This window comes from Roseovarius gaetbuli (assembly GCF_900172365.1).
GTDB lineage: Bacteria > Pseudomonadota > Alphaproteobacteria > Rhodobacterales > Rhodobacteraceae > Roseovarius > Roseovarius gaetbuli.
Map to the genome: position 1 here is coordinate 40,344 of NZ_FWFJ01000023.1, position 24,917 is coordinate 65,260.

Below are 24,917 nucleotides of genomic sequence, written 5' to 3' on the forward strand. Positions count from 1 at the left end.
GCAAAGCATAGCCATGCCCCTCGTGCAACCGACTGAATTCCCAAAAGGCCAAAAGAATGCGCCCCCGCTCGGGGCACAAGCAGACAGGGCCACAACCCTTGCGGGAATTCGCGCGACCCGCCTTAGCCCTCTCCCTGGGCCTCGGCGCGCGATTTACCGCTGACATTCATCGCAAGGGTCGCGGCCATGAACTGATCCAGATCGCCATCCAGCACGCCCTTGGTGTCAGAGGTTTCAACGTTGGTGCGCAGATCCTTGACCATCTGGTAGGGCTGCAACACGTATGACCGGATCTGGCTGCCCCAGCCGGCATCGCCCTTGGCGTCATGCGCGGCGTTGATGGCGGCGTTGCGGCGATCAAGCTCCATCTGGTAGAGCCGCGATTTCAGCGCCTTCATGGCGATATCGCGGTTCTGGTGCTGGGATTTCTCTGAACTCGTCACCACGATGCCGGTGGGATGGTGGGTGATGCGCACCGCCGAGTCGGTGGTGTTCACGTGCTGACCGCCGGCGCCCGAACTGCGATAGGTATCAATCCGGATATCGGCGGGGTTCACCTCGATCTCGATATTGTCGTCAACCACCGGATAAACCCAGACCGAGCAGAACGAGGTATGCCGCTTGGCCGCCGAATCAAACGGTGAAATCCGCACGAGGCGATGCACGCCGGATTCCGATTTCAGCCAGCCATAGGCGTTATGCCCGCTGATCTTGTAGGCGGCCGATTTGATACCGGCCTCGTCGCCCGCACTTTCGGATTGAAGCTCGACCGTATAGCCGCGCTTTTCCGCCCACCGCACATACATCCGCGCCAGCATCGAGGCCCAGTCACAGGATTCTGTGCCCCCGGCCCCGGCATTGATTTCAAGGAAGGTGTCATTGGCATCCGCCTCGCCGTCCAGCAACGCCTCAAGCTCTTTCGCGGCGGCCCGCTTGGCCAGCACCTTGAGCGCCGATTCGGCCTCGCTGATGACTTCGGCGTCATCTTCCATTTCGCCAAGCTCGATCAGGCCGGTGTTATCGGCCAGCTCTTGCTTGATCTCGTCATGGGTCGCCAGGGCATCGACAAGCGCCTGACGCTCGCGCATCAGCTTTTGCGCCTTGGCCGGATCATCCCAAAGCGTCGGGTCCTCGACCCGCGCGTTGAATTCTTCAAGCCGATGCTGGACGGTTTCCCAGCCCATCCGCTGGCGCAACAGCTCCAGCGACTTTTCGATCTCGGCGACGATGTTCTGGGTTTCTGCGCGCATTTGGGCTTCCTTGGCTGCTCAGGTGCGGGTGATAGCGCAGCGCGCCGGGCCGGGCAAGATCAGCCAACCCTTTGCGCACAGCAATCGCGCGAGCGCGTCAATAAAGCCCGCCCGAACTCATCGAACCAAAGCTTGCCTTGCCGCCCACCTTGGCCTTTTCCCCGGTCGAGGTGATCACCTCTTGCACGGCTTCGCGCGAGCCCGAGTTGAACAGGTCAAGGTCATTACCCATGGCAAAGCCGCCATCGAACATGATGCCAAAGACCGGCTCTTCGCCATCGCGGAAATACTCCGCCACAACGTAATCGCCCGAGGCATCATCCGACAGGCGCGCGCCGGTAAAGCGGTCGATCTTGAGGAAATGCCCGCCCGGCGGCACCTGAAATGGCCCGCCGCCATATTTTTTGACCGCTTCGGTCATGAATTCCTGAAACACCGGTCCACATAGCGACGAACCATAGGCCGACCGCCCAAGGCCGCGCGGCTGATCGTGACCGATATAACAACCCGCTGCGATATTGCTGGTAAAGCCCACGAACCAGACGTCGCGCGCATCATTGGTGGTTCCGGTCTTGCCGGCCACCGGCACCGGCAGGTTGATCGCCCCAGAGGCGGTGCCGCGATCCACCACGCCTTTCATCATAGAGGTCAGCTGATAGGCGGTGATCGCATCCATCACCCGCTCGCGATCCGACACGATGCGCGGCCCGCGATTATCGGGTAGCGTCGGATCATTGCAATCGACACAGTCACGCTCATCATGGCGATAGATCGTCTTGCCATAGCGATCCTGAACCCGGTCGACCAAGGTCGGGCGCACCCGCTCGCCGCCATTGGCGAACATCGCATAGGCCGCCACCATGTTGTAAAGCGTGGTTTCTTCCGAGCCCAGAGAGTTGGCCAGAAACTGCCCCATGTTGTCATAGACCCCAAAGCGTTCGGCGTAATCCGCGACCACATCCATGCCCACCTCTTGCGCCAGGCGGATGGTCATCAGGTTGCGCGATTGTTCGATCCCGGTGCGCATCGGGGTCGGGCCGTAAAACTTGTTCGAGGAATTGCGCGGCCGCCACAGGCCCTGAGGCGTGTCAATCTCGATCGGGGCGTCGATCACGATGGTGGCGGGTGTGTAACCGCTGTCCAGAGCGGCGGCATAAACGAAGGGCTTGAAGCTTGATCCCGGCTGGCGCATCGCCTGCGTGGCGCGGTTGAACACCGAGGCCTGATAGGAAAACCCGCCCTGCATCGCAAGCACGCGACCGGTGTTGACGTCCATCGCCATAAAGCCGCCCTGCACCTCGGCCACCTGCCGCAGCGTCCAGCGGACAAACGCGCCGCTGTCGTCGTCCACCATCCGGCGCACATGCACCACATCGCCGCGCTTGAAGGTCTTCTTGAAATCCCCCGGCAGCCAGGCAACATCCTTGCGCGGCACGACCTGAGGTTCGGCCTCGGTCTCGGGCACACCTTCGATGCCGATCCGCATCTCCTGATCGCCGGTTTCAAGAACAACCGCCGGATACCATTGCCCGCCCTGATCAATGTCGCGCGCCACGGCGAGCGCGCCAAGCGCCTTGCGCCAGCTCTCTTCGCTCGCAAGCGCCTCCTCCGGCAGGCTAAGGCCGGTGCCGCGCCATTTGCCCTGACTGCGGTCATAGCTTTCAAGCTGACGGCGCAGCGCCTGCGCCGCGCGCAGCTGCATTTCGGGGTCGATGGTCGCGCGCACGCTCAGACCGCCGGTGAAAAATTCGCCCTCGCCGAAATCCTGGCTCAGCTGGCGGCGGATTTCATCGGTAAAGTAATCGCGCGGCGGCAGCTCGCCCGAGAAGGCATCGAAATCGCCGTTCTGCACACTGCGCAGCGGCGCGGCCTTCTCGACCTTGTAAACCTCATCCGAAATATAGCCGTTCTCGGCCATCTCGCGCAAAACGAAATTGCGCCGCTGCAGCAGCCGCTCTTTCTCGCGCACCGGGTGGTAATCGCTCGGGGCCTTGGGCATCGAGGCAATCGTCGCCGCCTCATGCGGGGCCAATTCACCAAGCGTCTTGTTGAAATAGGTCTGCGCCGCAGCCGCCACGCCATAGCTGTTTTGCCCAAGGAAAATCTCGTTGAGATAAAGCTCCAGGATCTTTTCCTTGCTCAGCGTCTCTTCGATCCGGGTGGCAAGGATGATCTCCTTGATCTTGCGCGCCAACTGGCGGTCGCCCGACAACAGGAAATTCTTCATCACCTGCTGCGTGATGGTCGATGCACCGCGCACCGTGCGCCCGCGGGTGCGCACCGCCTCGACCACCGCCGCCGCGATACCGCGCGCGTCATAGCCGCCGTGGGTGTAGAAATTCTTGTCTTCGGCGCTGATGAAGGCCTGTTTGACAAGGTCGGGAATATCCTCGGCCGGGGTAAAGAGGCGACGCTCGCGGGCGAATTCGTCGATGATGCGCCCCTGGCCCGAATAAATCCGGCTGATCGTCGGCGGGGTGTAATTGGCAAGCGATTCATGGCTCGGCAAATCCTTGCCGTAGATGTGGAAAATCGCGCCGATGCTGAGCGCTATGACCATGATGGCAAGCGTCAGAAGGCTGAAAACCGTCCCGAAAAGGCTTAGAATCGCACGCAGCACCGTGGCCCCCGCATATTGGTTGCGCCCCATATAGGCACGCGGCGCGCGCGGGTCAAAAGGGAATACCCCTGCCCTTGCGCCATTTTTCGCTTGAGCCTCACTGCCGCACCAGCCCGGCGCGCGCCCCGTCTTCGCGCCGCCAGACCAGCATTGCATCGCGCAGCGCCCCCGCCATCCGCGCCCGCCAGGCCGGATCGCGCAGGTTTTCAAGGTCGCGCGCACTCGACAAAAACCCAAGCTCAAGCAGGACCGAGGGAATATCCGGCGCCTTCAGCACCGAGAAACCCGCATGTCGCTGCGGGCGCGACAAAAGCGGCAGGTCCTGCGCCTTGAGCGTGGCCAGCACCGTCTTGGCAAGACGCTCGGCGCGCGGCTGGGTTTCCTGGCGCGCAAGGTCAATCAGGATATCGGCCACCACGTCATCCTTGCCGCTCAAATCGACACCGGCAAGAATATCGGCGCGGTTATGACGCTCGGCCAAGGCCGCACTCGCCTCATCCGACGCGCTGTCCGAGAGGGTGTAAACCGACGCTCCGCGCGCCCTTGCGCCTGACAAGGCATCGGCATGCAGCGACAAGAACACATCGGCCCGGCCCTGATGGGCAAGCGCGACGCGCCGCTCAAGCGGCACGAATTCATCCGCATCCCGCGTCAGAACCACCTCAAACCGCCCGTCCCGCAACAGCACCTCTTTCAGTTCCAGCGCGAATTGAAGCATCAGATCCTTTTCGGTGACCTCGCCCACCTGCGCACCGGGATCAATCCCGCCGTGCCCCGGATCGAGCACCACGAACAAAGGTCCCTCGCCGGGCGCGCGCCGCTCTGGCGCCACAAGTGCGCCCTCGGGGGTCGGCAAATCCCAGCCCGGCAAATCCGGCGTTCCGGCCCTTGCGGCAAAGGCCTCGGCGTCAGCCGCGCCAAGAACCACCCGCAAGTCGGCGGCACCTGTCACCCGATCGACCACAAGCCCGGCGGTTTCAAGAACATGCGGCCCCGCAAGATCAACCACCATGCGCGACCAGCCCGGCCTGATCTGACCAAGCCGCACACCGGTGGCGCGCTCGGCCTCGCCAAACTCCGCGCCGCTCAGCCCCTGCCAGTCGATTTCGCGAAAATCCATCACAAGCCGCGTCGGCTCATCCAGCGTGAACACCCGGTAGGGCACGCCCTGGCTCAGCGCCAGACGCACCTCCATCCCCCGGCGCGTATCGGCAAACCTGCTCGCCTCGGGATCAATCCGCGCAAGCGCGCTAAAGCCCTGCTCCTGCGCGCGCAGCCCCGGTGCGAGGCACAGCATCGCCACGATCATAAGCCATTTCATCACTGCTCTGCTCACCCGCCGGTCCCCGGTCTTTCATTGGCCGCGATCATACCAGAGCCGGGGCCGCAAAACAGCCCCGCTCTTTCATCGTTCCATAAATACTCACCTGCGCGCCCCCTGCCCCAAGCGCGCCGCTCAGGGACAGAATATATCGTTGAACAGCGCAAACAGCATCAGCGACAGAACGATCGTAAGACCGGCGGTCATCATGATCCGCAACGCCTTGTCACTGGGCGGGCGCCCCGACACGGCCTCATAGGCGTAAAACACAAGGTGCCCACCGTCGAGCACCGGCACCGGGAACAGGTTCAAAAGACCCACCGCCGTCGACAGAACCGCGATGAACCAGATAAAGCTCTCTGGTCCCTGGCTTGCCATCGCGCCAGAGACCTGCGCAATCCCGATCGGGCCGGACATGTTACAGCTGCTGATCGCGCCGGTGACCATGTGATAGAGCCCCGAGACCGATGAGCGGATGATCTCGCCGGTCTGCACCACCGCATTGCCCACGGCCTCGACCGGGCCAAGGGTTTCCGTGGCCGGCTCAAAGGCCAGCCCGCCGGCGATGCCGATCCGCCATTCGGTCTTGAAGCCGCCATCGGCTTGGGGTTCGTCCACCCGGCGCGGGGTGATCGCCACATCAAACGCCGCGCCGTCCGGGCGCCAGAGTTGCAGATCAAGCTCCGCCCCGTCCGAGCTTTCGACAACGTCTTTCAGCTCGCCAAAGGCCACCACGGGCACGCCGTTGATCGCGGTGATCACATCACCGGGCAACATCGCCGAGGCATAGGCCGAGGATTGCGGCGCCAGCCCGCTGATCAGCGGTGGCATCAGGTGCGGGCCCTGCGCGGTCATGCGCCGACCGTCACGCTCGACCTCATACTCAAGCAACGCGCGCGTCGGAAGCGCGTCAAGCAGATCGTCAAAGCCCTCGCCGAACTCGGGCATTTCGATACCTTCGATCGCCAGGATCCGATCGCCCGGTTCAAGCGTCACCCCGACCACCGGAAGCGGCTTGAGCGCGCCCACGGCGAACGGCTCGGCGGTTTTGCCTTGGGTCATCATGATCGCCGCGAAGACGACGATCGACAGGATGAAATTGAAGATCGGCCCCGCCGCCACGGTCGCCGTGCGCGCCCAGAGCGGCGCGCCGTGCATGGTCTGGCGCAGGCGTTCGGGGGGCACGTTGGCCATCGCCTCGGCGTCCTTGCCGCTGGCGGCATCGGCGTCGCCAAGGAATTTGACGTAGCCGCCAAACGGCAGGGCCGCCAACTGCCAGCGGGTGCCATGCTTGTCCATCCGCGAAAAAAGCACCGGGCCAAACCCGAGCGAGAATACCTCGGCCTTGATCCCGGACCACCGCCCGACGATGTAATGGCCATATTCATGCACCGCCACGATCACCGAAAGACAGACGACAAAGGCAAACAAGGTCATGAAAACATTGCCGAACTGTGGCAGGAGGGTCAGAATATCCACGCGTAATCCTTAACTGTTTCGCTCCGTGACAACCTGATCGGCGCACTGTCTTGCCAGATGGTCCATCCGGGACACGCAATCAAGGGTCAGGGTCGCATTCATTTCTTCGGGGTCGCGCGTCAGCCGTGTCAGAACCTCTTCGACGACCACGTTCATATCCGTAAATCCGATATGCCCGGCGATAAAATGATCAAGCGCGCGTTCCTTGGCGGCGTTGAAGACCGCGCCGCTCAAGCCGCGCATCTCCATGACCTCGCGGGCAAGCCGCAACGCCGGATAGCGGGCCACATCGGGCGCCCGGAAATTCAGCGTTCCGATGGCCGCCAGATCAAGCGCCTCAACCGGCAGGGCCTGCCGCTGGGGCCAATGCAGGGCATAGCCGATGGCGTGGCGCATATCGGGCGGGCCGACATGGGCCATAAGCCCGCCGTCGCAAAATCCGACAAGCGCATGCACCACCGATTCAGGATGAATCAGCACTTCGATCTGATCCGGGGTAAAGCAGAAGAACTCGCGCGCTTCGATCATTTCAAGCGCCTTGTTGAACATCGAGGCGCTGTCGATGGTGATCCGCTGGCCCATCGCCCAATTGGGGTGACTTGAGGCCTCGGCCACGGTTGCGCGTTCAAGATCGGCCAGCGGCCAGTCGCGGAATGCGCCGCCGCTGGCGGTGATGATCACCCGCGACACGGCGGCGGAATCTTCGCCAACCATGGCCTGAAAGATCGCCGAATGCTCGCTGTCCACCGGTAGGATACGGGCGTGATTTTCGCGCGCCGTTCGGATCATCAAAGGCCCCGCCGTCACCAGCGATTCCTTGTTGGCAAGCGCCAGGGTCGCGCCTTGTTCAAGCGCCGCCAGACCGGGCGCCAGACCCGCCGCGCCGACGATCGCTGACATCACCCAATGCGCAGGGCGCCCCGCAGCCTCGACCAAAGCGGCACCGTCGGCGGCGGCCTCGACCTCGCTGCCCGCAAGGGCGGCGCGCAGATCAGGCAAAAGATCGTCATAAGCGGTGACCGCCACCTCGGCGCCAAGTTCAACGGCATCCGCCGCAAGCTGTGCGATATTGCGCCCGCCGGTCAGCGCCACGACGTCAAAATGCGTCGGCGCGCGACGGATCAGGTCAATCGTGTTCTGTCCGATAGAGCCGGTTGCACCCAGAATGGAAACCCGCTTCATGCAAGCCCCGGCATCAGGTCGAGCGCCCAGAGAATGACCACGAGAACCGCCGCGCCAAGCATCGCGTCGAACCGGTCAAGCACGCCGCCATGGCCGGGAATAAGGCCGGAACTGTCCTTGATCCCACGCAGCCGCTTGACCGCGCTTTCGGCGATATCACCCATCTGCCCGGCAAAACCCACCAGCATCGAGACCGGCACAAGCGCCAGCCCTGCCCCGGTCGGCGCCATGAACAAAAGCCCGATCACCGCCGCGCCAAGCCAGCCGGCAATCGTGCCCGACCAGGTTTTCTTGGGGCTGAAGCGCGGCCAGAACTTTGGCCCCCCCAGCGTGCGCCCGGCGAAATAGCCCGCCACATCAGAGACCACCACCACGGCGACAAGCCAGACCACCCAGATCAGCCCGGCATGATCGCGCACAAGCGCCATGGCGAAACACCCAAGCAGGCTCCAGAATGCCAATGCGAAAAACGGGCCCTTTTCGCGCTCGACCGATCCGGCGGCCACGACGACGGCGGCCAACAGCAAGGGCAGCACCAAAAGCCCTTGGAGCCAGAGCGCAAGGCCAACGGCAAGAGCCGCCAGCACGCCGGAGCGCCGCGCATCGGGCGCGCCGAACATGCGCGCGGCCTCCCACATCATAAGACCGGCAAGCCCCGAGATCAGCGCATCGAACACAATGCCGCCAACGCCGATCACCACGGCCCCGATGCCCGCCATCACCACGCCCGAGATCACCCGCGGCGCAAGATCGGACCACTGCGCGCTGCCGCTCATGCGGGCACCGCCCCAAAGCGGCGGTCGCGCGTGCCGTATTGCGCCAATAGCTTGGCAAAGACATCCGCGGTAAAATCAGGCCAGAGCGTGTCGATGAACTCATATTCCGCATAGGCCGACTGCCAGAGCAGGAAATTCGAAATCCGCGCCTCGCCGCTCGTGCGGATGACAAGGTCAGGATCGGGCAGAACGCAGGTATCAAGGTATTTCGGCAAGGTTTCCTCGTCCACATCCGCCGGATCAAGACGGCCCTCGGCCACATCCATCGCCAGCCGCTTGGTGGCGCGTGACACCTCATCGCGGCCCCCGTAGTTCAGAGCAATCGTAAGGTTTGTGCCGGTGCAACCGGCGGTCATCGCCTCGGCCTCATCCATCAGGTTGCGCAATTTGCGATCCAGACGCGGGCGATCCCCGATAAAGCGCACACGCACATTATCGGCAACGAATTCCTGCATTTCCTTCATGATATAGCGGCGAAACAGGCTCATCAGGCCGGCAACTTCGGTCTGGGTCCGCTTCCAGTTTTCGGTCGAAAAGGCGAATATCGTCAGGTACTTGACCCCAAGAAACGGACAGGCCTTGACGATCTCGCGTACCCGGCGCGCGCCCGCATGATGGCCAAACAGGCGCGGGCGCCCACGCGCCTGTGCCCACCGGCCATTGCCATCCATGATGATGGCCACATGGCGCGGACCGTCGCCTGCTACAAATGTATCTGGCATACGCGCGCCCTTTGTCATTCAGACCTGCATGATTTCCGCTTGTTTGGTTTCCAGTGCCTCATCGACATTCTTGATATAAAGGTCGGTAAGCTCCTGCACCTCGGCTTCCCAGAATTTCTGGTCATCCTCAGAGAGACCGTCGGCCTTGGCCTTCTTGATCTGATCCATACCATCGCGGCGGATGTTGCGCACGGCGACGCGGGCGTGTTCACTATATTGCGAGGCAACCTTGGTAAGTTCCTTGCGACGCTCTTCGTTCAACTCGGGGATCGGCAGCATGATGATGGTGCCGTTGAGTTGCGGGTTGATGCCAAGCCCGCTTTCGCGGATCGCCTTTTCAACCTTGCCGACAAGGCCCTTGTCCCAGACGTTGATCGTGACCATCCGTGGCTCGGGCACATTGACGGTGCCGACCTGGTTGATCGGGGTTTTCTGACCGTAGGCATCCACCATCACCGGTTCCAGCATCGAGGCCGACGCGCGCCCGGTGCGCAGCGATGCGAATTCGGTTTTCAGTGCCGCAATTGCGCCGTCCATGCGCCGCTTTATATCATCGGTATCAAGAAGAAAATCATCTGCCATCTGTTATGCCCACAACGTTTGTTTTGTTTGTGCCGGGTATATCGGCCTTTGCCCCGGCAATCCAGCCATTTGCGCAGACCCGGTCCAAGGCCCCTCCTCTCAAATCAGCGCCGACCGCCTTGGTCAGCTCGATTTTGAGAGTTTTCTTCGCCTTAATTGATATGAATCCCGGTCCTGACGTCTGATCAGCCGTGCACGGTCGTATAGGTGCCCTCGCCCGCCAGAATGCCCTTGAAGCCGCCCGGCTCGTCAAGGCTGAAGACGATGATCGGCAGGTTGTTGTCGCGCGCAAGCGCGATCGCACTGGCATCCATCACCCCGAGATGCTGGGCCAGAACCTCGTCATAGCTGACCCGGTCATAGCGCTTTGCATCGGCGTGTTTCACCGGGTCCTTGTCATAGACCCCATCGACCTTGGTGCCCTTCAGGATCGCCTCACAGGCCATTTCATTGGCCCGGAGCGTGGCGGCGGTATCGGTGGTGAAATAGGGGTTGCCGGTGCCAGCGGCGAAAATGCAGATCCGCTTTTTCTCAAGGTGGCGCACGGCGCGGCGGCGGATATAGGGCTCTGCCACCTCATCCATGCGAATGGCCGAAATCACCCGGCAATGGGCGCCAAGCCCTTCAAGCGCGCTTTGCATCGCAAGGGCGTTCATGACGGTGGCAAGCATGCCCATGTAATCGGCGGTGGTGCGTTCCATCCCCTGCGCCGAGCCTTGAAGCCCGCGAAAGATATTGCCGCCACCGATGACCATGCAAATCTCGACCCCGAGATCATGCACGATCTTGACCTCACGCGCGATCCGCTCGACCGTTGGCGGATGAAGCCCATAGCCAAGGTCGCCCATCAGCGCCTCGCCAGAGATCTTGAGCATGACGCGGCTGAACTTGGCATTGGGGTCTTGGGGGGCGGACATCGGCAGTACTCCACTACGTCTATGAGATCGCGCGCAAAATGTCGCAAATGTCTGGAAGGTTCAATCGCAGAAACCCGCGTGGGCGGCGAAAAGACACAAAACCGCCTCGTCAAGGCACGCGATCTTGGGTAACGGGGGGCATGGGCATGCCATTTGATATTGATCCGGACCAGCCGGTGCTGATCGCCGGGCCAACCGCCAGCGGCAAATCCGCACTGGCGCTTGCCATCGCGCGCGATCAGGGCGGCGTGATTGTCAATGCCGATGCGCTGCAGGTCTATGACAACTGGCGCATCCTTTCGGCGCGCCCGAGTGCCGAGGATGAATCCGCCACGCGCCACGCGCTTTATGGGCATGTGCCGGGCGGGGCCGAGTATTCGACCGGGCATTGGCTGCGCGATGTGGCGCCGTTTCTCGATGGCGGTGAGCGCGCGATCATCGTCGGCGGCACCGGGCTTTACTTTGCGGCCCTGACCGAAGGGCTTGCCGATATCCCCGCCACCCCGCCCGATCTGCGCCAACGGGGTGATGCGATCCGCGCCACCCAAGGCCTTGCGCCGCTGGTCGCTGCCCTTGACCCCGAAACCCGCGCCCGTATCGACACCCAAAACCCGATGCGCGTGCAACGCGCCTGGGAGGTGTTGCAGGCCACCGGGCGCGGGCTGGCCGATTGGCAGGACGACACCCCGCCGCCGCTCTTGCCGCTCGATGCCTGTCAGCCGCTTTTGGTCGAGGCCGAAAAGGACTGGCTTAACGCCCGCATCGCGCGGCGTTTCGATGCCATGCTCGAGATGGGCGCCCTTGACGAGGTGCGCGCCAACCTGCCTGGCTGGGATGCGGCGCGCCCCTCCTCCAAGGCCATCGGCGCGCCCGAACTGGTGGCCTATCTGCGCGGTGAGCTGACCCTTGATCAGGCCCGCGAGGCCGCCACCATCGCGACCCGGCAATTTGCCAAGCGGCAACGCACCTGGTTTCGCGCGAGAATGCGCCGATGGCGGCGGATTGCCGCCGAAACGATTTAGAATTTTCGCTATTTTTCCCTGACATTGCGCCGATCCTATGCCAATGATTAGTCTTATTACGACTATTATCGGGGACTCACCCGATCACCCCGGAGACAGCGGATCATGCGGCATCCCGAAATCAAGACCCTGGTGCAATGGGCCCGCGGCAGCGATTGGCGCAGCAGCCTGCAACACAGCAGCGAGGCGCACGCGCTGATCTGGATCACCCGTGGCCAGGGCATCGCCGTGGTTGACGGGGTGCGGCGCGGCATCGGGGTCCACAACGCTCTGGCGATCCCCGCGCACACGATGTTTTCGCTCGACCTTGGCAAGACCGGCTTTGGCCTTGTCTGCCTTGTGCCTGCGGGCGGGCCTATCCTGATGCCGGACATCAGCCAGCACCTTCGGATTCGCGATGTCACCAGCCAGAACGAGCTGGCCGCGATCCTTGAGGCGATGCAGCGCGAACAAAGTGCCGCGCGCCCGTTCATGGATGAGGCGCTGAATGCACAGGCCAGCATTCTCACTGTCTGGCTTCGCCGGGCGATGATTGACCATGGCACGCCCGACAAGCCAAGCGCCACAGAGCGCCTGATGCGCGGGTATTCGGCGCTGATCGAGCGCGATTACAAAAGCGGGCGCGCCATGGCGGTCTATGCCCGCGCGCTTGGCGTGACCCCGACTCATCTCACCCGCGTCAGCCGCCAGGCCTCGGGACTGACAGCAGCGGACATCCTGACCGAACGCAGCCTGCACGCCGCCCGCGACCTGCTTGAAGACAGCGACATGCCCATCGGTCAGGTCGCCGCCACGCTTGGCTTTGGCAGCGCCGCCTATTTCTCGCGCTTCGTTCTGCAACACACCGGGCTAAGCCCCTCTGCCCTGCGATCAAGGAGCACCGAACGCGCGCCACGTGCGAATATCGCCTGAGCCGCGGGAATGACGGGCCAAACGGCGCGCGGCGGGTTGCCATTAATGGCCGCTCGTTATCTAATGCTGGCAATGACTTGACCGATGCACGGGATTCTGTCCCCCTCATTGAAAGCGTTCCATGTCGCGACATTCTTGCCCCCCCTCCCATCCTGCCGCCCACCGCTACGCCGGTGATCTCAGGGCCGGGCGCATGGGCAGGCGAGAGTTTCTGAGCCGCGCCACATCGCTTGGCCTGACGGCGGGTGCGGCCTATGCACTCGGCGGGCTGCCCGGCCCGGCCGAGGCCCAGACACCGGCCATTGCCAAGGGCGGCACCCTGCGCATTCAGCAAAACGTCAAGCCGCTCAAGGATCCGCGCAGCTATGACTGGAGCGAACTTGGCAATCAGACCCGCGGCTTTCTGGAATATCTGGTGGAATATGTCGGCGACGGAAGCTTTCGCGGCATGCTGCTTGAAAGCTGGAGCATCAACGAGGATGCCACCCGCTATCTCTTGAATGTCCGCAAGGGCGTGACCTGGAACAATGGCGATGCCTTTGACGCGAATGACGTGGCGCACAATATTGCCCGCTGGTGCGACACCACCGCGCCGGGCAATTCCATGGCCGGGCGCTTTGTCGGGATGATTGACGCCGAGACCGGACAGGCCCGCAGCGGCGCGATCACCGTGCTTGATGACAGCACCGTCGCGCTTGCCCTTACGACGCCCGATATCTCGGTGATCGCCAATTTCGCGGATTACCCGGCGGCGATCACGCACGAAAGCTATGACGGCGGCGATCCCTTTGCCCATGGCATCGGCACCGGCCCGTTTCGCCCGCTGTCGATGACGCCGGGCGAGAGCTGTATTCTGGAGCGCCACCACGATCACGCCTGGTGGGGCACGGCGGTCTTTGGCGGCCCCTATCTCGACCGGGTGGAATTCATTGATTTCGGCACCAATCCCTCAAGCTGGCTTGCCGCCGCAGAGGCGGATGAGGTTGACTTGCTCTATGAAACCGTTGGCGATTTCGTTGAGGCGATGGATAGCATCGGCTGGACCAAAACCCGCACGGAAACCGCCGCGACCACGGTGATCCGCGCCTCGCAGAGCGCCACAATGGTAGGCACCAACCCCTATATCAAACGCCAGGTCCGCCGCGCCCTTGCGCTTGCCGTCGACAATGCGATTTGCCTTGAGCTTGGCTATGCCGGGCGCGGCACCGTGGCCGCCAATCACCACGTCAGCCCGATCCACCCCGCCTATGCCAATATCGGCCCCGCGCCCTATGACCCGGCGCAGGCGCGCGAGGATATCGAGGCGGCCGGCCTTTTGGGCTATGTTCACGAGCTGGTCACCGTTGACGATGAGTGGCAGCGCAACACCGGCGATGCGGTGGCGGTGCAATTGCGCGATGCCGGCCTTCGCGTGCGGCGCAGGATTTTGCCGGGCGATCAATTCTGGCCCAATTGGCGCGATTTCCCGTTTTCCTCGACCCAATGGAACCACCGCCCGCTGGATGTACAGGTGTTGTCGCTGGCCTATCGCTCGGGTGCGGCGTGGAATGAGACCGGCTTTGCCAATGCCGAATTCGACGGCCTTCTGGATCGCGCCAATACGCTTGCCGATGCCGAAACGCGCCGCGCGGTGATGGCACAGCTTCAAACCCTGCTGCGCGACGAAGGCGTCATCATTCAGCCCTATTGGCGCGCGCTGTTCAATCACCACAACGGCAAGCTGGTGAATGCGCAAAAGCATCCCGCAAACGAAATTCACCTCTATAAGATCGGTTTTGCCGCCTAAGCGCTTTGGCCTAGCCGCCCCAGATCACGCGCACATAATTGCGGGTCTCTTTATAGGGCGGCACGCCGCCGTATTTCTTGACCGCGCCGGGACCGGCATTATAGGCCGCAAGCGCAAGCCGCCAAGAGCCGAAAGTCTTGTATTGCGTGGCAAGATAACGCGCGCCACCTTCAAGGTTCTGACGCGGATCATGCGGGTCAACGCCAAGACGGCGCGCGGTTTGCGGCATAAGCTGGGCCAAACCGATCGCGCCCTTGTGCGAGCGCGCCCTGACCTTCCAGCCGGATTCCTGCTGGACGAGGCGCAGGAACAGATCCTCTGGCACGCCGTGGCGCCGGGCCGCCTGTTTCGCCACGTCGATATAGGGCCCGCGATAGGCGCCCTTGAAACGCGGCACCGCCTCATCGCCCCACATCGTGGGCGTATTCACGCGCTGCGGCTGAAGGCGAACGGAATTGTTGTATTGCTGACGGGCGCGATTGTCCAAGACGCTGGTTTGCGATTTGAACAGCGTTCCCCGGCTCTTGCTTGATAGAACCTCGGCCTCAACACCGACCGGCTGGATCAGGCCAAAGGCCAGAACCGCCCCTGTGATTGTTCGAATCCCCATTCCGCCCCCAGAATTAACCTTTGGCGTAACATAAGGAATTTACCCCGAATTTTCGAGACTTCTTTTAAAGTTTCCGCCGTGTTGCGCCAATTTGAGAGGATTTGAAGACAATTTTTACCTTTCCTTCACCCCCATCCAGTGGTGTAACCACCAGAACGCCAACCCGCAGCATGATTCAAGGAGGGCACGATGGCCGGCTCTGTTAACAAGGTAATTCTCATCGGCAATCTGGGCCGCGACCCAGAGGTCCGCACGTTTCAGAACGGCGGCAAGGTCTGTAACCTGCGCATCGCAACCTCTGAAACCTGGAAAGACCGGAGCACCGGCGAACGTCGGGAAAAGACCGAATGGCACTCTGTCGCGATCTTTTCCGAGGGCCTTGTCCGGGTGGCAGAGCAATATCTGCGCAAAGGGTCAAAGGTCTATCTTGAAGGCAAGCTTCAGACCCGCAAATGGCAGGATCAGTCCGGTCAGGACAAATACAGCACCGAAATCGTGCTTCAGGGCTTTGATGCAACCCTCGTGATGCTCGATGGTCGTGGCGAAGGCGGCGGCAGCGGCGGTGGTGGTGGCGGCTATGGCGGCGGTCAGGACAGCGGCGGTTACGGAGGTGATTACGGTGGCGATTATGGCGGCAGCAGCGGTGGCGGCGGTGGCAGCAGCAGCCCGGCCCCAAGCCGCCCCTCGCGCGATATGGATGACGAAATTCCATTCTAAACGCGTGTTTTGGATTTGAAGAGGCCGCACCCGATCGGGTTGCGGCCTTTTTCATGCGCATCTTAATCAAAACTTAGCGGTTCAGGCGATTAACTCGGGGCATGAAGATAGACCTGAGTGATCATGGCGCGCCCCCGCCCGGCCCCGCCGCCCTGCAACAAACGCCGCAGTATGCCCGTGCTTTGGCGGCTATGGGCGCACGGGTGCAGGGCATCACCGGGCGTCTTCACGACGGCATTGCCGCGCAGGCCCTTGTGGTGCAGCGGCGCATGGGGCCCTTGACGGTAAACTGGCTGCCGCGTGGGCCAATCTGGCGCGCCGACCTTTCCGAGCAACAGCGCGATACCTTCCTCGCCTGCATGACCGAGGTAATGGCCAGTGGCGCGCTCTGGATCGGCAGCGCCGACAATGATCACGCGGGGGCCGAGCTTTCCCAGCATGGCTTTCACACGCTGATCGCCCCGCAATTCGTGGCCGAGCTTGACCTGTCGCCCTGCGCCAATGACCGGCTTGCCGCACAGCATGGGAAATGGCGCAACCGGTTGCGCCATGCCGAAGCGGCCGGGCTTGTGGTGTCTGAGCGTAAATTTGACCCCACCCGCGACGCCGCATTCCTGCGCCGCGAGGCCCAACAGCGCCGCAAGCGCCGCTATCGCGCCCTGCCGCTTGGCTTTGCGGTCGCGTTTGGCGCGCAAAACCGCGGCGCGGCACGGATCTGGAGCGCGCATAAGGCGGGTGAGCTGGCGGCGCAGATGCTTATCCTGCAACACGGCACAACGGCCACCTATCACATCGGCTGGACGGGCGATCTTGGGCGCAAGACCTCGGCGCATAATCTTTTGCTCTGGCAGGCGCAAAACTGGTTGGCCGAACGCGGCGGCATCCGGCTTGATCTTGGCCCGATTGACGTCAGCAACGCAGGAGGTCTTGCACGTTTCAAACAGGGCAGCGGCGCCGCGCTTTGCGCGCTTGGGCCAACCATGATACGCTTTCCCCGGCCCGCCCTGTTCCAAAAGCGTCACAGGCGCGCGGCATGAACACGCCCGTCAGGCGCTTTGCCTCTGGCCTTTCCGCGCTGCGGCGTATAGGGCGCAGGCGAACAATATCAGGACACCGCCCCTATGGACATGCGCAATATCGCAATCATCGCCCACGTTGACCACGGCAAAACCACGCTGGTCGACGAACTGCTGAAACAATCCGGCGCTTTCCGGGCCAATCAGGCCGTCGACGAACGCGCCATGGACAGCAATGACCTGGAGCGTGAACGCGGCATTACAATTTTTGCCAAGCCCACGAGCCTGGTTTGGAAAAACACCCGGATCAACATCGTTGATACCCCCGGCCACGCCGATTTCGGCGGTGAGGTCGAGCGTATCCTGAGCATGGTTGACGGTGTGGTTCTGCTGGTCGATGCCGCCGAAGGCCCGATGCCGCAAACCAAATTCGTGACCGCCAAGGCGTTGCGCCTCGGACTGCGCCCCATTGTGGTGCTCAACAAGGTCGACAAGACCGATGCCGAGCCTGATCGCGCGCTGAACGAATGTTTCGACCTTTTCGCCAGCCTTGACGCCAATGACGATCAGCTGGACTTCCCGCATATGTATGCTTCGGGCCGCTCTGGCTGGGCCGATCACGAGCTGACAGGCCCGCGCAAGGACCTCTCGGCGCTGTTCGAGCTTATCGTCAACCACGTCCCCGCCCCCAAGCAGATCGCCCATGTGAACGACGATTTCCGCATGCTGGCCACCACCCTTGGCGCCGACCCCTTTGTCGGTCGCCTGCTGACCGGCCGGGTTGAATCGGGTCGTCTCAAGGTTGGCGCAACCGTTCAGGCCCTGAGCCGCATTGGCCAGAAGATCGAACAGTTCCGCGTGACCCGTATTCAGGCCTTCCGCGGCCTCGCCAGCCAGGATATCGACGAGGCCCTTGCCGGCGATATCGTCAGCCTTGCCGGCATGTCCAAAGCGACGGTGGCCGATACCATCTGTGCCCTTGCGGTCGAAGACCCGATTGAAGCCCAGCCGATCGATCCGCCCACCATCACCGTGACCTTCGGCATCAACGACAGCCCGCTTGCGGGCCGCGAAGGCAAGAAGGTGCAGTCGCGCGTTATCCGCGAGCGGCTGATGAAAGAGGCCGAATCCAACGTTGCGATCCGCGTCACGGACACCCCGGGCGGCGAAGCCTTCGAGGTCGCCGGACGTGGCGAATTGCAAATGGGCGTGTTGATCGAGAACATGCGCCGCGAGGGATTTGAACTCAGCATTTCGCGCCCTCAGGTTCTGTTGCGGACCGGTGAGAACGGCGAGCGCCTTGAGCCGCTCGAAGAAGTCACGATTGACGTGGACGACGAATATTCCGGCGCCGTGATCGAAAAGATCACTGGCCCCCGCAAGGGTGAGCTTGCCGAGATGAAACCCGCAGGTGCCGGCAAGACCCGGATCATCGCGCTTGTGCCGTCGCGCGGGCTTATCGGCTATCACGGCGAGTTTTTGACCGACACGCGCGGCACCGGTGTGCTGAACCGCGTCTTTCATAGCTGGACCCCCTATCGCGGCGCCATTCAGGGGCGTCGGACAGGCGTTTTGATCTCTATGGAAAGCGGCGATTCGGTGGCCTATGCCCTGTGGAACCTCGAAGAGCGCGGCAAGATGTTCATCGGCGCGCAAACCAAGGTCTATACCGGCATGATCATCGGCGAACACAGCCGTGAGAACGACCTCGAAGTGAACCCGCTCAAGGGCAAAAAGCTCACCAACGTGCGCGCCTCTGGCACCGACGAGGCCGTGCGCCTGACCACGCCGATCACGCTCAGCCTGGAACAGGCGATTGCCTATATCGACGATGACGAGTTGGTCGAGGTCACGCCCAATTCGATCCGCATGCGCAAGCGCTATCTCGACCCGATCGAGCGCAAGCGGAATGCCAAAAAGGCCTGAACGCCTACGGCGCAACCATGAATCGCCCGCTGACCGCCAGACCCTCTGGCGTTCGGCGGGCGATAATGATCTCTCCTGAACTCACCCCAAGACCGGTCAGCGCTGTGATATTCACCTGATGGGTGACGATCAAAAGACGCGCGTCACCGGGTAATTCCTGAATGCGTTCAATGGTTTTAGCGGTTTGTGCCGCTGCATCGCCCTGCCCTGCATAAAACGAATTCAGGGCAGGCTGCTCGGTGACCTCCCCGAGGTTCAGCAGGTGCGCGGTGTCGCGCGTGCGGCACCATTGGCTTGTCCATATCTGGTCAAACGCCACCCCGGCGGCGTGCAACGCGCGCCCGGTGCGGCGCGCCTGATCGCGTCCACGTGCATCAAGGTTTCTCTGCGTCGCGCAGTCGCCGAGCACAAAGTCAGACGGGTCGCCCGTTCCCGGCGCAAGCGCGTGGCGCATCAAGGCGACCACGCCGGGGGGCTTGAGCGCGCTCACATCATCAGCCGAGGCCCCCCCGGCCAAAGCCAACAGAAATACCGTCCATAAAAACCGCATCGCTTTCCCCTTTGCTTCGGGAGAGCCCAGGGCGACACGCAGGTTTGACCAGCGTTATTCGGAGATTTCGACGATCACCAACTCGCGCTCAGAGGCGCCGCGCGCATGGTTGAGCGCCGCCTGATACTCATCGCTGTGATAACAGGCCTCGGCGTCCTCAACCGAGGGAAAGCGCGCCACGACATTGCGCGGGCGCTCTTTGCCCTCAAGCTGAACAAAGCGCCCGCCGCGCGCGATAAACGTGCCGCCATGCGCGGCAATTGCCGGGCCTGCAAGCTTGGCATATTTGCCATAAGCCTCGTCATCGGTCACGGTTACATGGGCAATCCAAAGCGCGGGCATGTTGGTCTCTCCTGGGATTTAAAGGCCGTCTACGACGACGATGTCACGGTTGCTGCTGCTGATCGCGATCGGCAGAATGCGGCGATAGGCATCGGAATGATACCACTCTAGCGCGGTCTCTCGATCCGGGAATTCAATGATCACATGCCGGTCGGGGCCGTTGCCCTCCAACTGGGTCTGTGCGCCCCCTTTCACCAGAAACCTGCCGCCGAATTTCTCAGCCAATGCAACCGTTTGGCTTGCATAGTTCTTGTAGTCTTCGGCGCCGGTCACATTGATCCGGGCAATAATATAGGCGCTCATCGTTCCTCCTCAGGCCGAAATGACCCCCTCTGCCGCTTTGATCGCGGCCTCTGACTGGCTGATGTCGCTGCCCCCGCCCTGGGCCATGTCGGGGCGACCGCCGCCGCCCTTTCCGCCCATTTCGACCACAGCGGCCCGCACCAGATCCACCGCCGACACCCGAGTGGTCAAGTCATCGGTCACGCCAGCGGCGACCGCCACCTTGCCACCGGTATCGGCCATCAACAAGACCGCACCCGATCCAAGGCGCGCCTTGTGCTCGTCGATCAGCGGCGGCAGGTCCTTGCCCTGAACGCCAGAAAGCACCTGCGCGATGAACTTCACGCCGTTGATCTCACGCACCTCGGCGCCGCTGCCATCACCCGGCCCACCGGCCATGGCCAACTCGCGGCGCAGCTGCGCCACCTCGTTTGACAGCGCGCGGCGCTCGTCCATCAGGGATTTGACCCGCTCGACAACCTCGTCCGGGCGCGCCTTGAGGTCCTTCGCAATGGCGGACAGACGCGCGCTTTGACCGCTGAGATAGTCAAAGGCCGCCGCCCCGGTAAGCGCCTCGATCCGGCGCACGCCGGCACTTGAGGCACTATCACCAAGGGCAACAAAAACGCCAATATCGCCGGTCTGTCGCACATGGGTGCCACCGCAAAGTTCAATCGAATAGGTCTGCCCGTCCGGCCCACGACCAGAGCCCTCCGCGGCCCCCATCGACACGACCCGAACCTCATCGCCGTATTTTTCGCCAAAGAGCGCCTGCGCACCAAGGCCGCGCGCATCGTCGGGCGTCATGATGCGGGTTTCAACGGCGCTGTTCTGGCGGATATAGGCGTTGACGTCGGCCTCGACCTTGGCCAGCTCACCGTCGCTCAGCGGCTTGGTATGGCTGAAATCAAAGCGCAACCGATCCTCGGCATTGAGCGATCCGCGCTGTGCCACATGGGAGCCAAGCGCCTCGCGCAGCGCCTCGTGCAACAGGTGCGTCGCCGAATGGTTGGCGCGAATGGCGCTGCGGCGGGCGTGATCGACCACCAACCGGGCCGCCTGCCCGCTTGTTATCTCGCCCTCGGTCACCTCGGCGAAATGGATGAAGACGCCGGCCACCTTCTTGGTGTCGGTGATCCGCGCGGCGCCAGTTTCGGTTTTGAGAGCGCCCTGATCGCCGACCTGACCGCCGGATTCTGCGTAAAACGGGGTCTGGTTCAGGACGATCTGGACAGTCTCGCCCATCTTGGCGGCCGCAACCGGCGCGCCAGAGGCCACAAGCGCCGTGATCTGACCCTCGGCAACCTCGGTGTCATAGCCAAGAAAATCGGTCGTGCCCTTGTCCTCGGCGATGTCAAACCAGACGGCCGCATCCGCCGCCTCGCCCGAGCCGGACCACGCCGCACGCGCCTTGGCCTTTTGCTCGGCCATGGCCGCATCAAAGCCCTCGGTATCAACCGAGCGCCCCTTTTCGCGCAGCGCGTCCTGCGTCAGATCAAGCGGAAACCCGAAGGTGTCATAGAGTTTGAACGCCGTCTCACCCGGAAGGGCGACGCCCTCGGGCAGATCGCCAAGCTCGTCATCCAACAGCCGCAGGCCGCGATCAAGCGTCTGCTTGAAGCGGGTTTCTTCAAGGCGAAGCGTTTCCTCGATCATTGATTGCGCGCGGCCAAGCTCCGGATAGGCCTGGCCCATCTGGGCCACAAGCGCCGGGACGAGGCGGTGCATGACCGGGTCCTTGGCCCCCAGAAGATGCGCGTGCCGCATGGCGCGGCGCATGATCCGGCGCAGGACGTAACCGCGCCCCTCATTGCTTGGCATCACGCCATCGGCCATCAGGAAAGAGGTCGAGCGAAGATGGTCGGCAATCACCCGATGGTGCACATTGCCGGGTCCATCGGGATCCTGGCTTGTGGCATGGGCGCTCGCCTCGATCAAGGCGCGCATCAGGTCGGTATCGTAATTGTCGTGCTTGCCCTGAAGCAATGCGCCAATCCGCTCCAGCCCCATGCCGGTATCGATCGACTGCATGTCAAGGTCGCGCTGTGTGCCGTCCTCAAAGCGCTCGTTCTGCATGAAAACGAGGTTCCAGATTTCGATGAAACGATCACCGTCCTCTTCCGCACTGCCCGGAGGGCCGCCCCAGATATCAGGACCATGATCATAGAAAATCTCGGTGCAGGGGCCACAGGGGCCGGTCGCGCCCATCGACCAGAAATTGTCATCGGTCGCGATCCGAATGATGCGGTCATCGCTCAGCCCGGCGTATTTCTTCCAGATCGACGCCGCCTCTTCGTCGGTATGATAAACGGTGACCAAAAGTTTGGATTTATCGATCCCGAAATCCTTGGTCAGCAAATCCCAGGCATAGGGAATCGCCTGTTCCTTGAAATAATCGCCAAAGCTGAAGTTGCCGAGCATCTCGAAGAACGTGTGATGGCGCGCGGTATAGCCGACGTTATCAAGATCGTTATGCTTGCCCCCGGCGCGGACGCATTTCTGGCTTGTGGTGGCGCGGGTGTAATCGCGATGCTCAACCCCGGTGAAACAGTTCTTGAACTGCACCATCCCGGAATTGGTGAACATCAACGTCGGGTCGTTACGCGGCACAAGCGGCGAGCTTTCGACGATACGGTGATCGTTGCGCTCGAAAAAGTTGAGAAAAGTCGAACGGATTTCATTCAGCGTTGGCATGGGCATCTCTTTCCGGGCGATTATTTGGCCTGCATCCGGATGATTTAACTGTGCCGTCTTGCCATGTCCACCGCAAGAAAAGGCCCGGCGCATTGGCCGGGCCTCAATCCTGTCGCCGATGTCGGGTTAACCTTCGAGGATATCGCCGTCGTCGCCGTCGTCGGCGCGCCCGGACATGTCAAAGTCGAGCCCGTGAGACGCGCGGATTTTATCCTCGATCTCAAGCGCCATTTTCGGGTTTTCACGCAAGAAGGTCTTGGCGTTCTCACGTCCCTGGCCGATCCGTTCATCGCCATAACTAAACCAGCTGCCGGATTTCTCGACCACGCCGGCCTTTGAACCGAGATCAAGAAGTTCGCCCATTTTGCTGATGCCTTCGCCATACATGATGTCGAATTCAACCTGCTTGAAGGGCGGCGCCACCTTGTTCTTGACGACCTTGACACGGGTGGCGTTGCCGACGATTTCGTCGCGATCCTTGAGCGCGCCGATACGGCGGATATCAAGGCGCACCGAGCTGTAGAACTTCAACGCGTTGCCGCCGGTTGTGGTTTCCGGGCTGCCGAACATGACGCCAATTTTCATGCGAATCTGGTTAATGAAGATAACCGTGCATTTGGTGCGGCTGATCGAGCCGGTCAATTTGCGCATGGCCTTGCTCATCAGGCGGGCATGTACGCCAACACTGCTGTCGCCCATTTCGCCCTCGAGTTCCGACTTGGGGGTGAGGGCCGCAACCGAATCGACCACGATCATGCTGACCGCGCCTGACCGCACGAGCGTATCGACGATCTCAAGCGCCTGTTCGCCGGTGTCGGGCTGTGAAATCAACAGATCATCAAGGTTAACGCCAAGCTTGCGCGCGTAAACCGGATCAAGCGCGTGTTCAGCATCAACAAAGGCGCAGATGCCACCTTTTTTCTGTTCTTCCGCCACACAATGCAGCGTCAGCGTCGTCTTACCCGAGCTTTCCGGCCCGTAAATCTCGATGATGCGCCCCTTGGGGATGCCACCAATGCCAAGCGCAATATCAAGGCCAAGCGAACCGGTCGAGGTCGCCTCGATATCGGCGATCTGAGTGTCGCCGCCCATGCGCATGATAGACCCTTTGCCGAACTGCCGCTCGATCTGCGCCAGGGCGCTATCCAGCGCCTTTTGCTTGTCCGTGTCTTTCTTTTTGTCCATGGATAAAAGATCTGCCGTTGCCATTTGTTCGCTTCCTTATTCCACACCCAGTCACGGGCGGCAATCGCTGCCTTTGTTCGCCTCTTGTTCTCGACGTTATGAGGACAAAAGTGGAACATTTCAAGAAAATTATTGGTAAGTCGACTTTTGCCCGAAACGATTAACAAGTAGTTTACAGTGGTCTCATATGTGCAGATCTCTTGGAGAAGGCCGCTAAATGTTAGTGTTTTCAAAGGCAAATCTGGTATTCCTGTCGGTTCCCAAAACCGGTAGCACCGCCTATCAGGCAAGCCTTCTCCCTCTCGCGGCCATCGCTGTGACGACGCCCCCTGAGCTAAAACACGCACCGGTGTTTCGCTACAATCGCTTCTTTCGCCCGATGATCGAGCGATTCATCGCGCCCGAGGTCGATGTTCTGGCGGTGATGCGTGAACCGATCAGTTGGCTGGGAAGCTGGTATCGGTATCGCCAAAGACCAGCGATGGCCGGGACCGCCAATAGCACGCAGGGTCTTAGTTTTGATGATTTCGTTGCGGCTTATTGCTTGGGAGAGCAACCCGGGTTCGCGCGGGTCGGCGCACAGTCAAAGTTCCTCGAACCACAGCGCAATGGCACCTGCATCACGCATCTGTTCCGCTATGAGGATCAAGCCGGTCTTATCCGTTTTCTGGAACAGCGCCTTGGCACGAGGATTGCAACCAACCGGCTCAACGCATCGCCCCCAAGCGCCCTTGAACTTAGCCCCAAGACCCAGGCCCGGCTGCGGCGCAAATTTTCCAGTGATTTTGCCCTATGGGAGGGAATCGGCGAGAATGGCGAGTATATCCCCCTGCCCGCACGCCCCAAGCCCGGCTCTGAGGATTAATGGCCTTCTGCGGCAAACAGGCTATCGCGCCCCGGGGTAATCCCCCCATTTTTAATGGGGTCCAGCCGTAGAAATCACGCAGCTGTTTTCAGTTTCATAGCGGGTGTTATGCCGCCGATGCCCATGTTGGGGCGCTCATTGTTGTAAGTCCAGAGCCATTG

22 protein-coding genes are annotated in these 24,917 nt (G+C 61.9%); 7 read left to right on the forward strand and 15 right to left on the reverse strand.

The window, feature by feature from the left end:
• Positions 1-122: 122 nt before the first annotated feature.
• The 9 genes from prfB to pyrH form a co-directional block, all read right to left on the reverse strand.
• Positions 123-1,250 (reverse strand): peptide chain release factor 2, encoded by a 1,128-nt coding sequence (gene prfB / locus ROG8370_RS12105; RefSeq protein ID WP_085827418.1) that lies wholly within the window; start codon positions 1,248-1,250, stop codon positions 123-125.
• A 97-nt stretch (positions 1,251-1,347) separates the two neighbouring features.
• Positions 1,348-3,870: a penicillin-binding protein 1A gene (locus ROG8370_RS12110; protein ID WP_085827459.1), complete on the reverse strand. Its 2,523-nt coding sequence runs from the start codon at positions 3,868-3,870 to the stop codon at positions 1,348-1,350.
• 97 nt (positions 3,871-3,967) lie between these two features.
• Positions 3,968-5,191, reverse strand: a complete 1,224-nt coding sequence (locus tag ROG8370_RS12115) for an N-acetylmuramoyl-L-alanine amidase (RefSeq protein ID WP_245827350.1) — start codon at positions 5,189-5,191, stop codon at positions 3,968-3,970.
• A 135-nt stretch (positions 5,192-5,326) separates the two neighbouring features.
• Complete coding sequence (gene rseP / locus ROG8370_RS12120; RefSeq protein ID WP_085827419.1) at positions 5,327-6,670, reverse strand: RIP metalloprotease RseP; 1,344 nt, start codon at positions 6,668-6,670, stop codon at positions 5,327-5,329.
• Between the two features lie 9 nt (positions 6,671-6,679).
• On the reverse strand, positions 6,680-7,852 hold the full coding sequence (gene dxr / locus ROG8370_RS12125; RefSeq protein ID WP_085827420.1) for a 1-deoxy-D-xylulose-5-phosphate reductoisomerase: 1,173 nt from the start codon (positions 7,850-7,852) through the stop codon (positions 6,680-6,682).
• Entirely contained in the window at positions 7,849-8,628 is a 780-nt protein-coding gene (locus tag ROG8370_RS12130) for a phosphatidate cytidylyltransferase (protein WP_085827421.1), read from the reverse strand. The genes dxr and ROG8370_RS12130 overlap by 4 nt, the downstream gene beginning before the upstream one ends.
• Positions 8,625-9,350, reverse strand: a complete 726-nt coding sequence (gene uppS / locus ROG8370_RS12135) for an undecaprenyl pyrophosphate synthase (protein WP_085827463.1) — start codon at positions 9,348-9,350, stop codon at positions 8,625-8,627. Before uppS ends, ROG8370_RS12130 begins: the two co-directional genes overlap by 4 nt.
• A gap of 18 nt (positions 9,351-9,368) precedes the next feature.
• Positions 9,369-9,932 carry a ribosome recycling factor gene (frr, locus tag ROG8370_RS12140; RefSeq protein ID WP_085827423.1) on the reverse strand — a complete coding sequence of 188 codons (564 nt, stop codon included), beginning with the start codon at positions 9,930-9,932 and terminating at the stop codon, positions 9,369-9,371.
• Positions 9,933-10,117: 185 nt separating this feature from the next.
• Positions 10,118-10,849, reverse strand: a complete 732-nt coding sequence (gene pyrH / locus ROG8370_RS12150) for a UMP kinase (RefSeq protein WP_073198190.1) — start codon at positions 10,847-10,849, stop codon at positions 10,118-10,120.
• A 146-nt stretch (positions 10,850-10,995) separates the two neighbouring features.
• Here pyrH and miaA point away from each other — a divergent pair, with 146 nt between their 5' ends.
• The 3 genes from miaA (at position 10,996) to ROG8370_RS12165 (ending at position 14,569) form a co-directional block, all read left to right on the forward strand.
• A complete protein-coding gene (gene miaA, locus ROG8370_RS12155; protein WP_370738337.1) occupies positions 10,996-11,871 on the forward strand; it encodes a tRNA (adenosine(37)-N6)-dimethylallyltransferase MiaA in 876 nt (291 codons plus the stop codon).
• Between the two features lie 105 nt (positions 11,872-11,976).
• Complete coding sequence (locus tag ROG8370_RS12160; RefSeq protein ID WP_085827429.1) at positions 11,977-12,783, forward strand: helix-turn-helix transcriptional regulator; 807 nt, start codon at positions 11,977-11,979, stop codon at positions 12,781-12,783.
• 193 nt (positions 12,784-12,976) lie between these two features.
• Positions 12,977-14,569: an ABC transporter substrate-binding protein gene (locus ROG8370_RS12165; RefSeq protein ID WP_245827352.1), complete on the forward strand. Its 1,593-nt coding sequence runs from the start codon at positions 12,977-12,979 to the stop codon at positions 14,567-14,569.
• A gap of 10 nt (positions 14,570-14,579) precedes the next feature.
• Here ROG8370_RS12165 and ROG8370_RS12170 read toward each other — a convergent pair whose 3' ends face one another.
• Positions 14,580-15,179: a lytic transglycosylase domain-containing protein gene (locus ROG8370_RS12170; RefSeq protein WP_085827432.1), complete on the reverse strand. Its 600-nt coding sequence runs from the start codon at positions 15,177-15,179 to the stop codon at positions 14,580-14,582.
• A gap of 189 nt (positions 15,180-15,368) precedes the next feature.
• Here ROG8370_RS12170 and ROG8370_RS12175 point away from each other — a divergent pair, with 189 nt between their 5' ends.
• The 3 genes from ROG8370_RS12175 (at position 15,369) to typA (ending at position 18,838) form a co-directional block, all read left to right on the forward strand.
• Positions 15,369-15,896: a single-stranded DNA-binding protein gene (locus ROG8370_RS12175; protein ID WP_085827434.1), complete on the forward strand. Its 528-nt coding sequence runs from the start codon at positions 15,369-15,371 to the stop codon at positions 15,894-15,896.
• A 101-nt stretch (positions 15,897-15,997) separates the two neighbouring features.
• A complete protein-coding gene (locus ROG8370_RS12180; RefSeq protein WP_085827436.1) occupies positions 15,998-16,933 on the forward strand; it encodes a GNAT family N-acetyltransferase in 936 nt (311 codons plus the stop codon).
• A gap of 84 nt (positions 16,934-17,017) precedes the next feature.
• Positions 17,018-18,838, forward strand: coding sequence for a translational GTPase TypA (typA, locus tag ROG8370_RS12185; RefSeq protein ID WP_085827438.1), 1,821 nt, complete (start codon positions 17,018-17,020; stop codon positions 18,836-18,838).
• Positions 18,839-18,842: 4 nt separating this feature from the next.
• On the opposite strand, the gene ROG8370_RS12190 is transcribed toward typA, so the two are convergent.
• From ROG8370_RS12190 to recA, 5 genes are all read right to left on the reverse strand, one after another.
• On the reverse strand, positions 18,843-19,388 hold the full coding sequence (locus ROG8370_RS12190) for a histidine phosphatase family protein (protein ID WP_085827440.1): 546 nt from the start codon (positions 19,386-19,388) through the stop codon (positions 18,843-18,845).
• A 54-nt stretch (positions 19,389-19,442) separates the two neighbouring features.
• Positions 19,443-19,730, reverse strand: a complete 288-nt coding sequence (locus ROG8370_RS12195; RefSeq protein ID WP_085827441.1) for a DUF1330 domain-containing protein — start codon at positions 19,728-19,730, stop codon at positions 19,443-19,445.
• Positions 19,731-19,748: 18 nt separating this feature from the next.
• Positions 19,749-20,033, reverse strand: a complete 285-nt coding sequence (locus tag ROG8370_RS12200; protein WP_085827443.1) for a DUF1330 domain-containing protein — start codon at positions 20,031-20,033, stop codon at positions 19,749-19,751.
• Between the two features lie 9 nt (positions 20,034-20,042).
• Positions 20,043-22,706, reverse strand: coding sequence for an alanine--tRNA ligase (gene alaS, locus ROG8370_RS12205; RefSeq protein ID WP_085827465.1), 2,664 nt, complete (start codon positions 22,704-22,706; stop codon positions 20,043-20,045).
• A gap of 126 nt (positions 22,707-22,832) precedes the next feature.
• Entirely contained in the window at positions 22,833-23,915 is a 1,083-nt protein-coding gene (recA, locus tag ROG8370_RS12210; protein WP_085827444.1) for a recombinase RecA, read from the reverse strand.
• 193 nt (positions 23,916-24,108) lie between these two features.
• Between recA and ROG8370_RS12215 the strand changes: the two genes are divergently transcribed.
• On the forward strand, positions 24,109-24,756 hold the full coding sequence (locus tag ROG8370_RS12215) for a gamma-glutamyl kinase (protein WP_085827446.1): 648 nt from the start codon (positions 24,109-24,111) through the stop codon (positions 24,754-24,756).
• Positions 24,757-24,917 lie beyond the last annotated feature (161 nt).

Coding starts and splice junctions, on each gene's coding strand:
- ROG8370_RS12200 (WP_085827443.1), bottom strand. CDS start 20,033: ATGAGCGCCTATATTATTGCCCGGATCAATGTGACCGGCGCCGAAGAC.
- pyrH (WP_073198190.1), bottom strand. CDS start 10,849: ATGTCCGCCCCCCAAGACCCCAATGCCAAGTTCAGCCGCGTCATGCTC.
- miaA (WP_370738337.1), top strand. CDS start 10,996: ATGCCATTTGATATTGATCCGGACCAGCCGGTGCTGATCGCCGGGCCA.
- ROG8370_RS12130 (WP_085827421.1), bottom strand. CDS start 8,628: ATGAGCGGCAGCGCGCAGTGGTCCGATCTTGCGCCGCGGGTGATCTCG.
- ROG8370_RS12160 (WP_085827429.1), top strand. CDS start 11,977: ATGCGGCATCCCGAAATCAAGACCCTGGTGCAATGGGCCCGCGGCAGC.
- ROG8370_RS12180 (WP_085827436.1), top strand. CDS start 15,998: ATGAAGATAGACCTGAGTGATCATGGCGCGCCCCCGCCCGGCCCCGCC.
- ROG8370_RS12115 (WP_245827350.1), bottom strand. CDS start 5,191: ATGAAATGGCTTATGATCGTGGCGATGCTGTGCCTCGCACCGGGGCTG.
- ROG8370_RS12175 (WP_085827434.1), top strand. CDS start 15,369: ATGGCCGGCTCTGTTAACAAGGTAATTCTCATCGGCAATCTGGGCCGC.
- alaS (WP_085827465.1), bottom strand. CDS start 22,706: ATGCCAACGCTGAATGAAATCCGTTCGACTTTTCTCAACTTTTTCGAG.
- ROG8370_RS12215 (WP_085827446.1), top strand. CDS start 24,109: ATGTTAGTGTTTTCAAAGGCAAATCTGGTATTCCTGTCGGTTCCCAAA.
- frr (WP_085827423.1), bottom strand. CDS start 9,932: ATGGCAGATGATTTTCTTCTTGATACCGATGATATAAAGCGGCGCATG.
- uppS (WP_085827463.1), bottom strand. CDS start 9,350: ATGCCAGATACATTTGTAGCAGGCGACGGTCCGCGCCATGTGGCCATC.
- dxr (WP_085827420.1), bottom strand. CDS start 7,852: ATGAAGCGGGTTTCCATTCTGGGTGCAACCGGCTCTATCGGACAGAAC.
- recA (WP_085827444.1), bottom strand. CDS start 23,915: ATGGCAACGGCAGATCTTTTATCCATGGACAAAAAGAAAGACACGGAC.
- typA (WP_085827438.1), top strand. CDS start 17,018: ATGGACATGCGCAATATCGCAATCATCGCCCACGTTGACCACGGCAAA.
- ROG8370_RS12165 (WP_245827352.1), top strand. CDS start 12,977: ATGGGCAGGCGAGAGTTTCTGAGCCGCGCCACATCGCTTGGCCTGACG.
- prfB (WP_085827418.1), bottom strand. CDS start 1,250: ATGCGCGCAGAAACCCAGAACATCGTCGCCGAGATCGAAAAGTCGCTG.
- ROG8370_RS12170 (WP_085827432.1), bottom strand. CDS start 15,179: ATGGGGATTCGAACAATCACAGGGGCGGTTCTGGCCTTTGGCCTGATC.
- ROG8370_RS12190 (WP_085827440.1), bottom strand. CDS start 19,388: ATGCGGTTTTTATGGACGGTATTTCTGTTGGCTTTGGCCGGGGGGGCC.
- ROG8370_RS12195 (WP_085827441.1), bottom strand. CDS start 19,730: ATGCCCGCGCTTTGGATTGCCCATGTAACCGTGACCGATGACGAGGCT.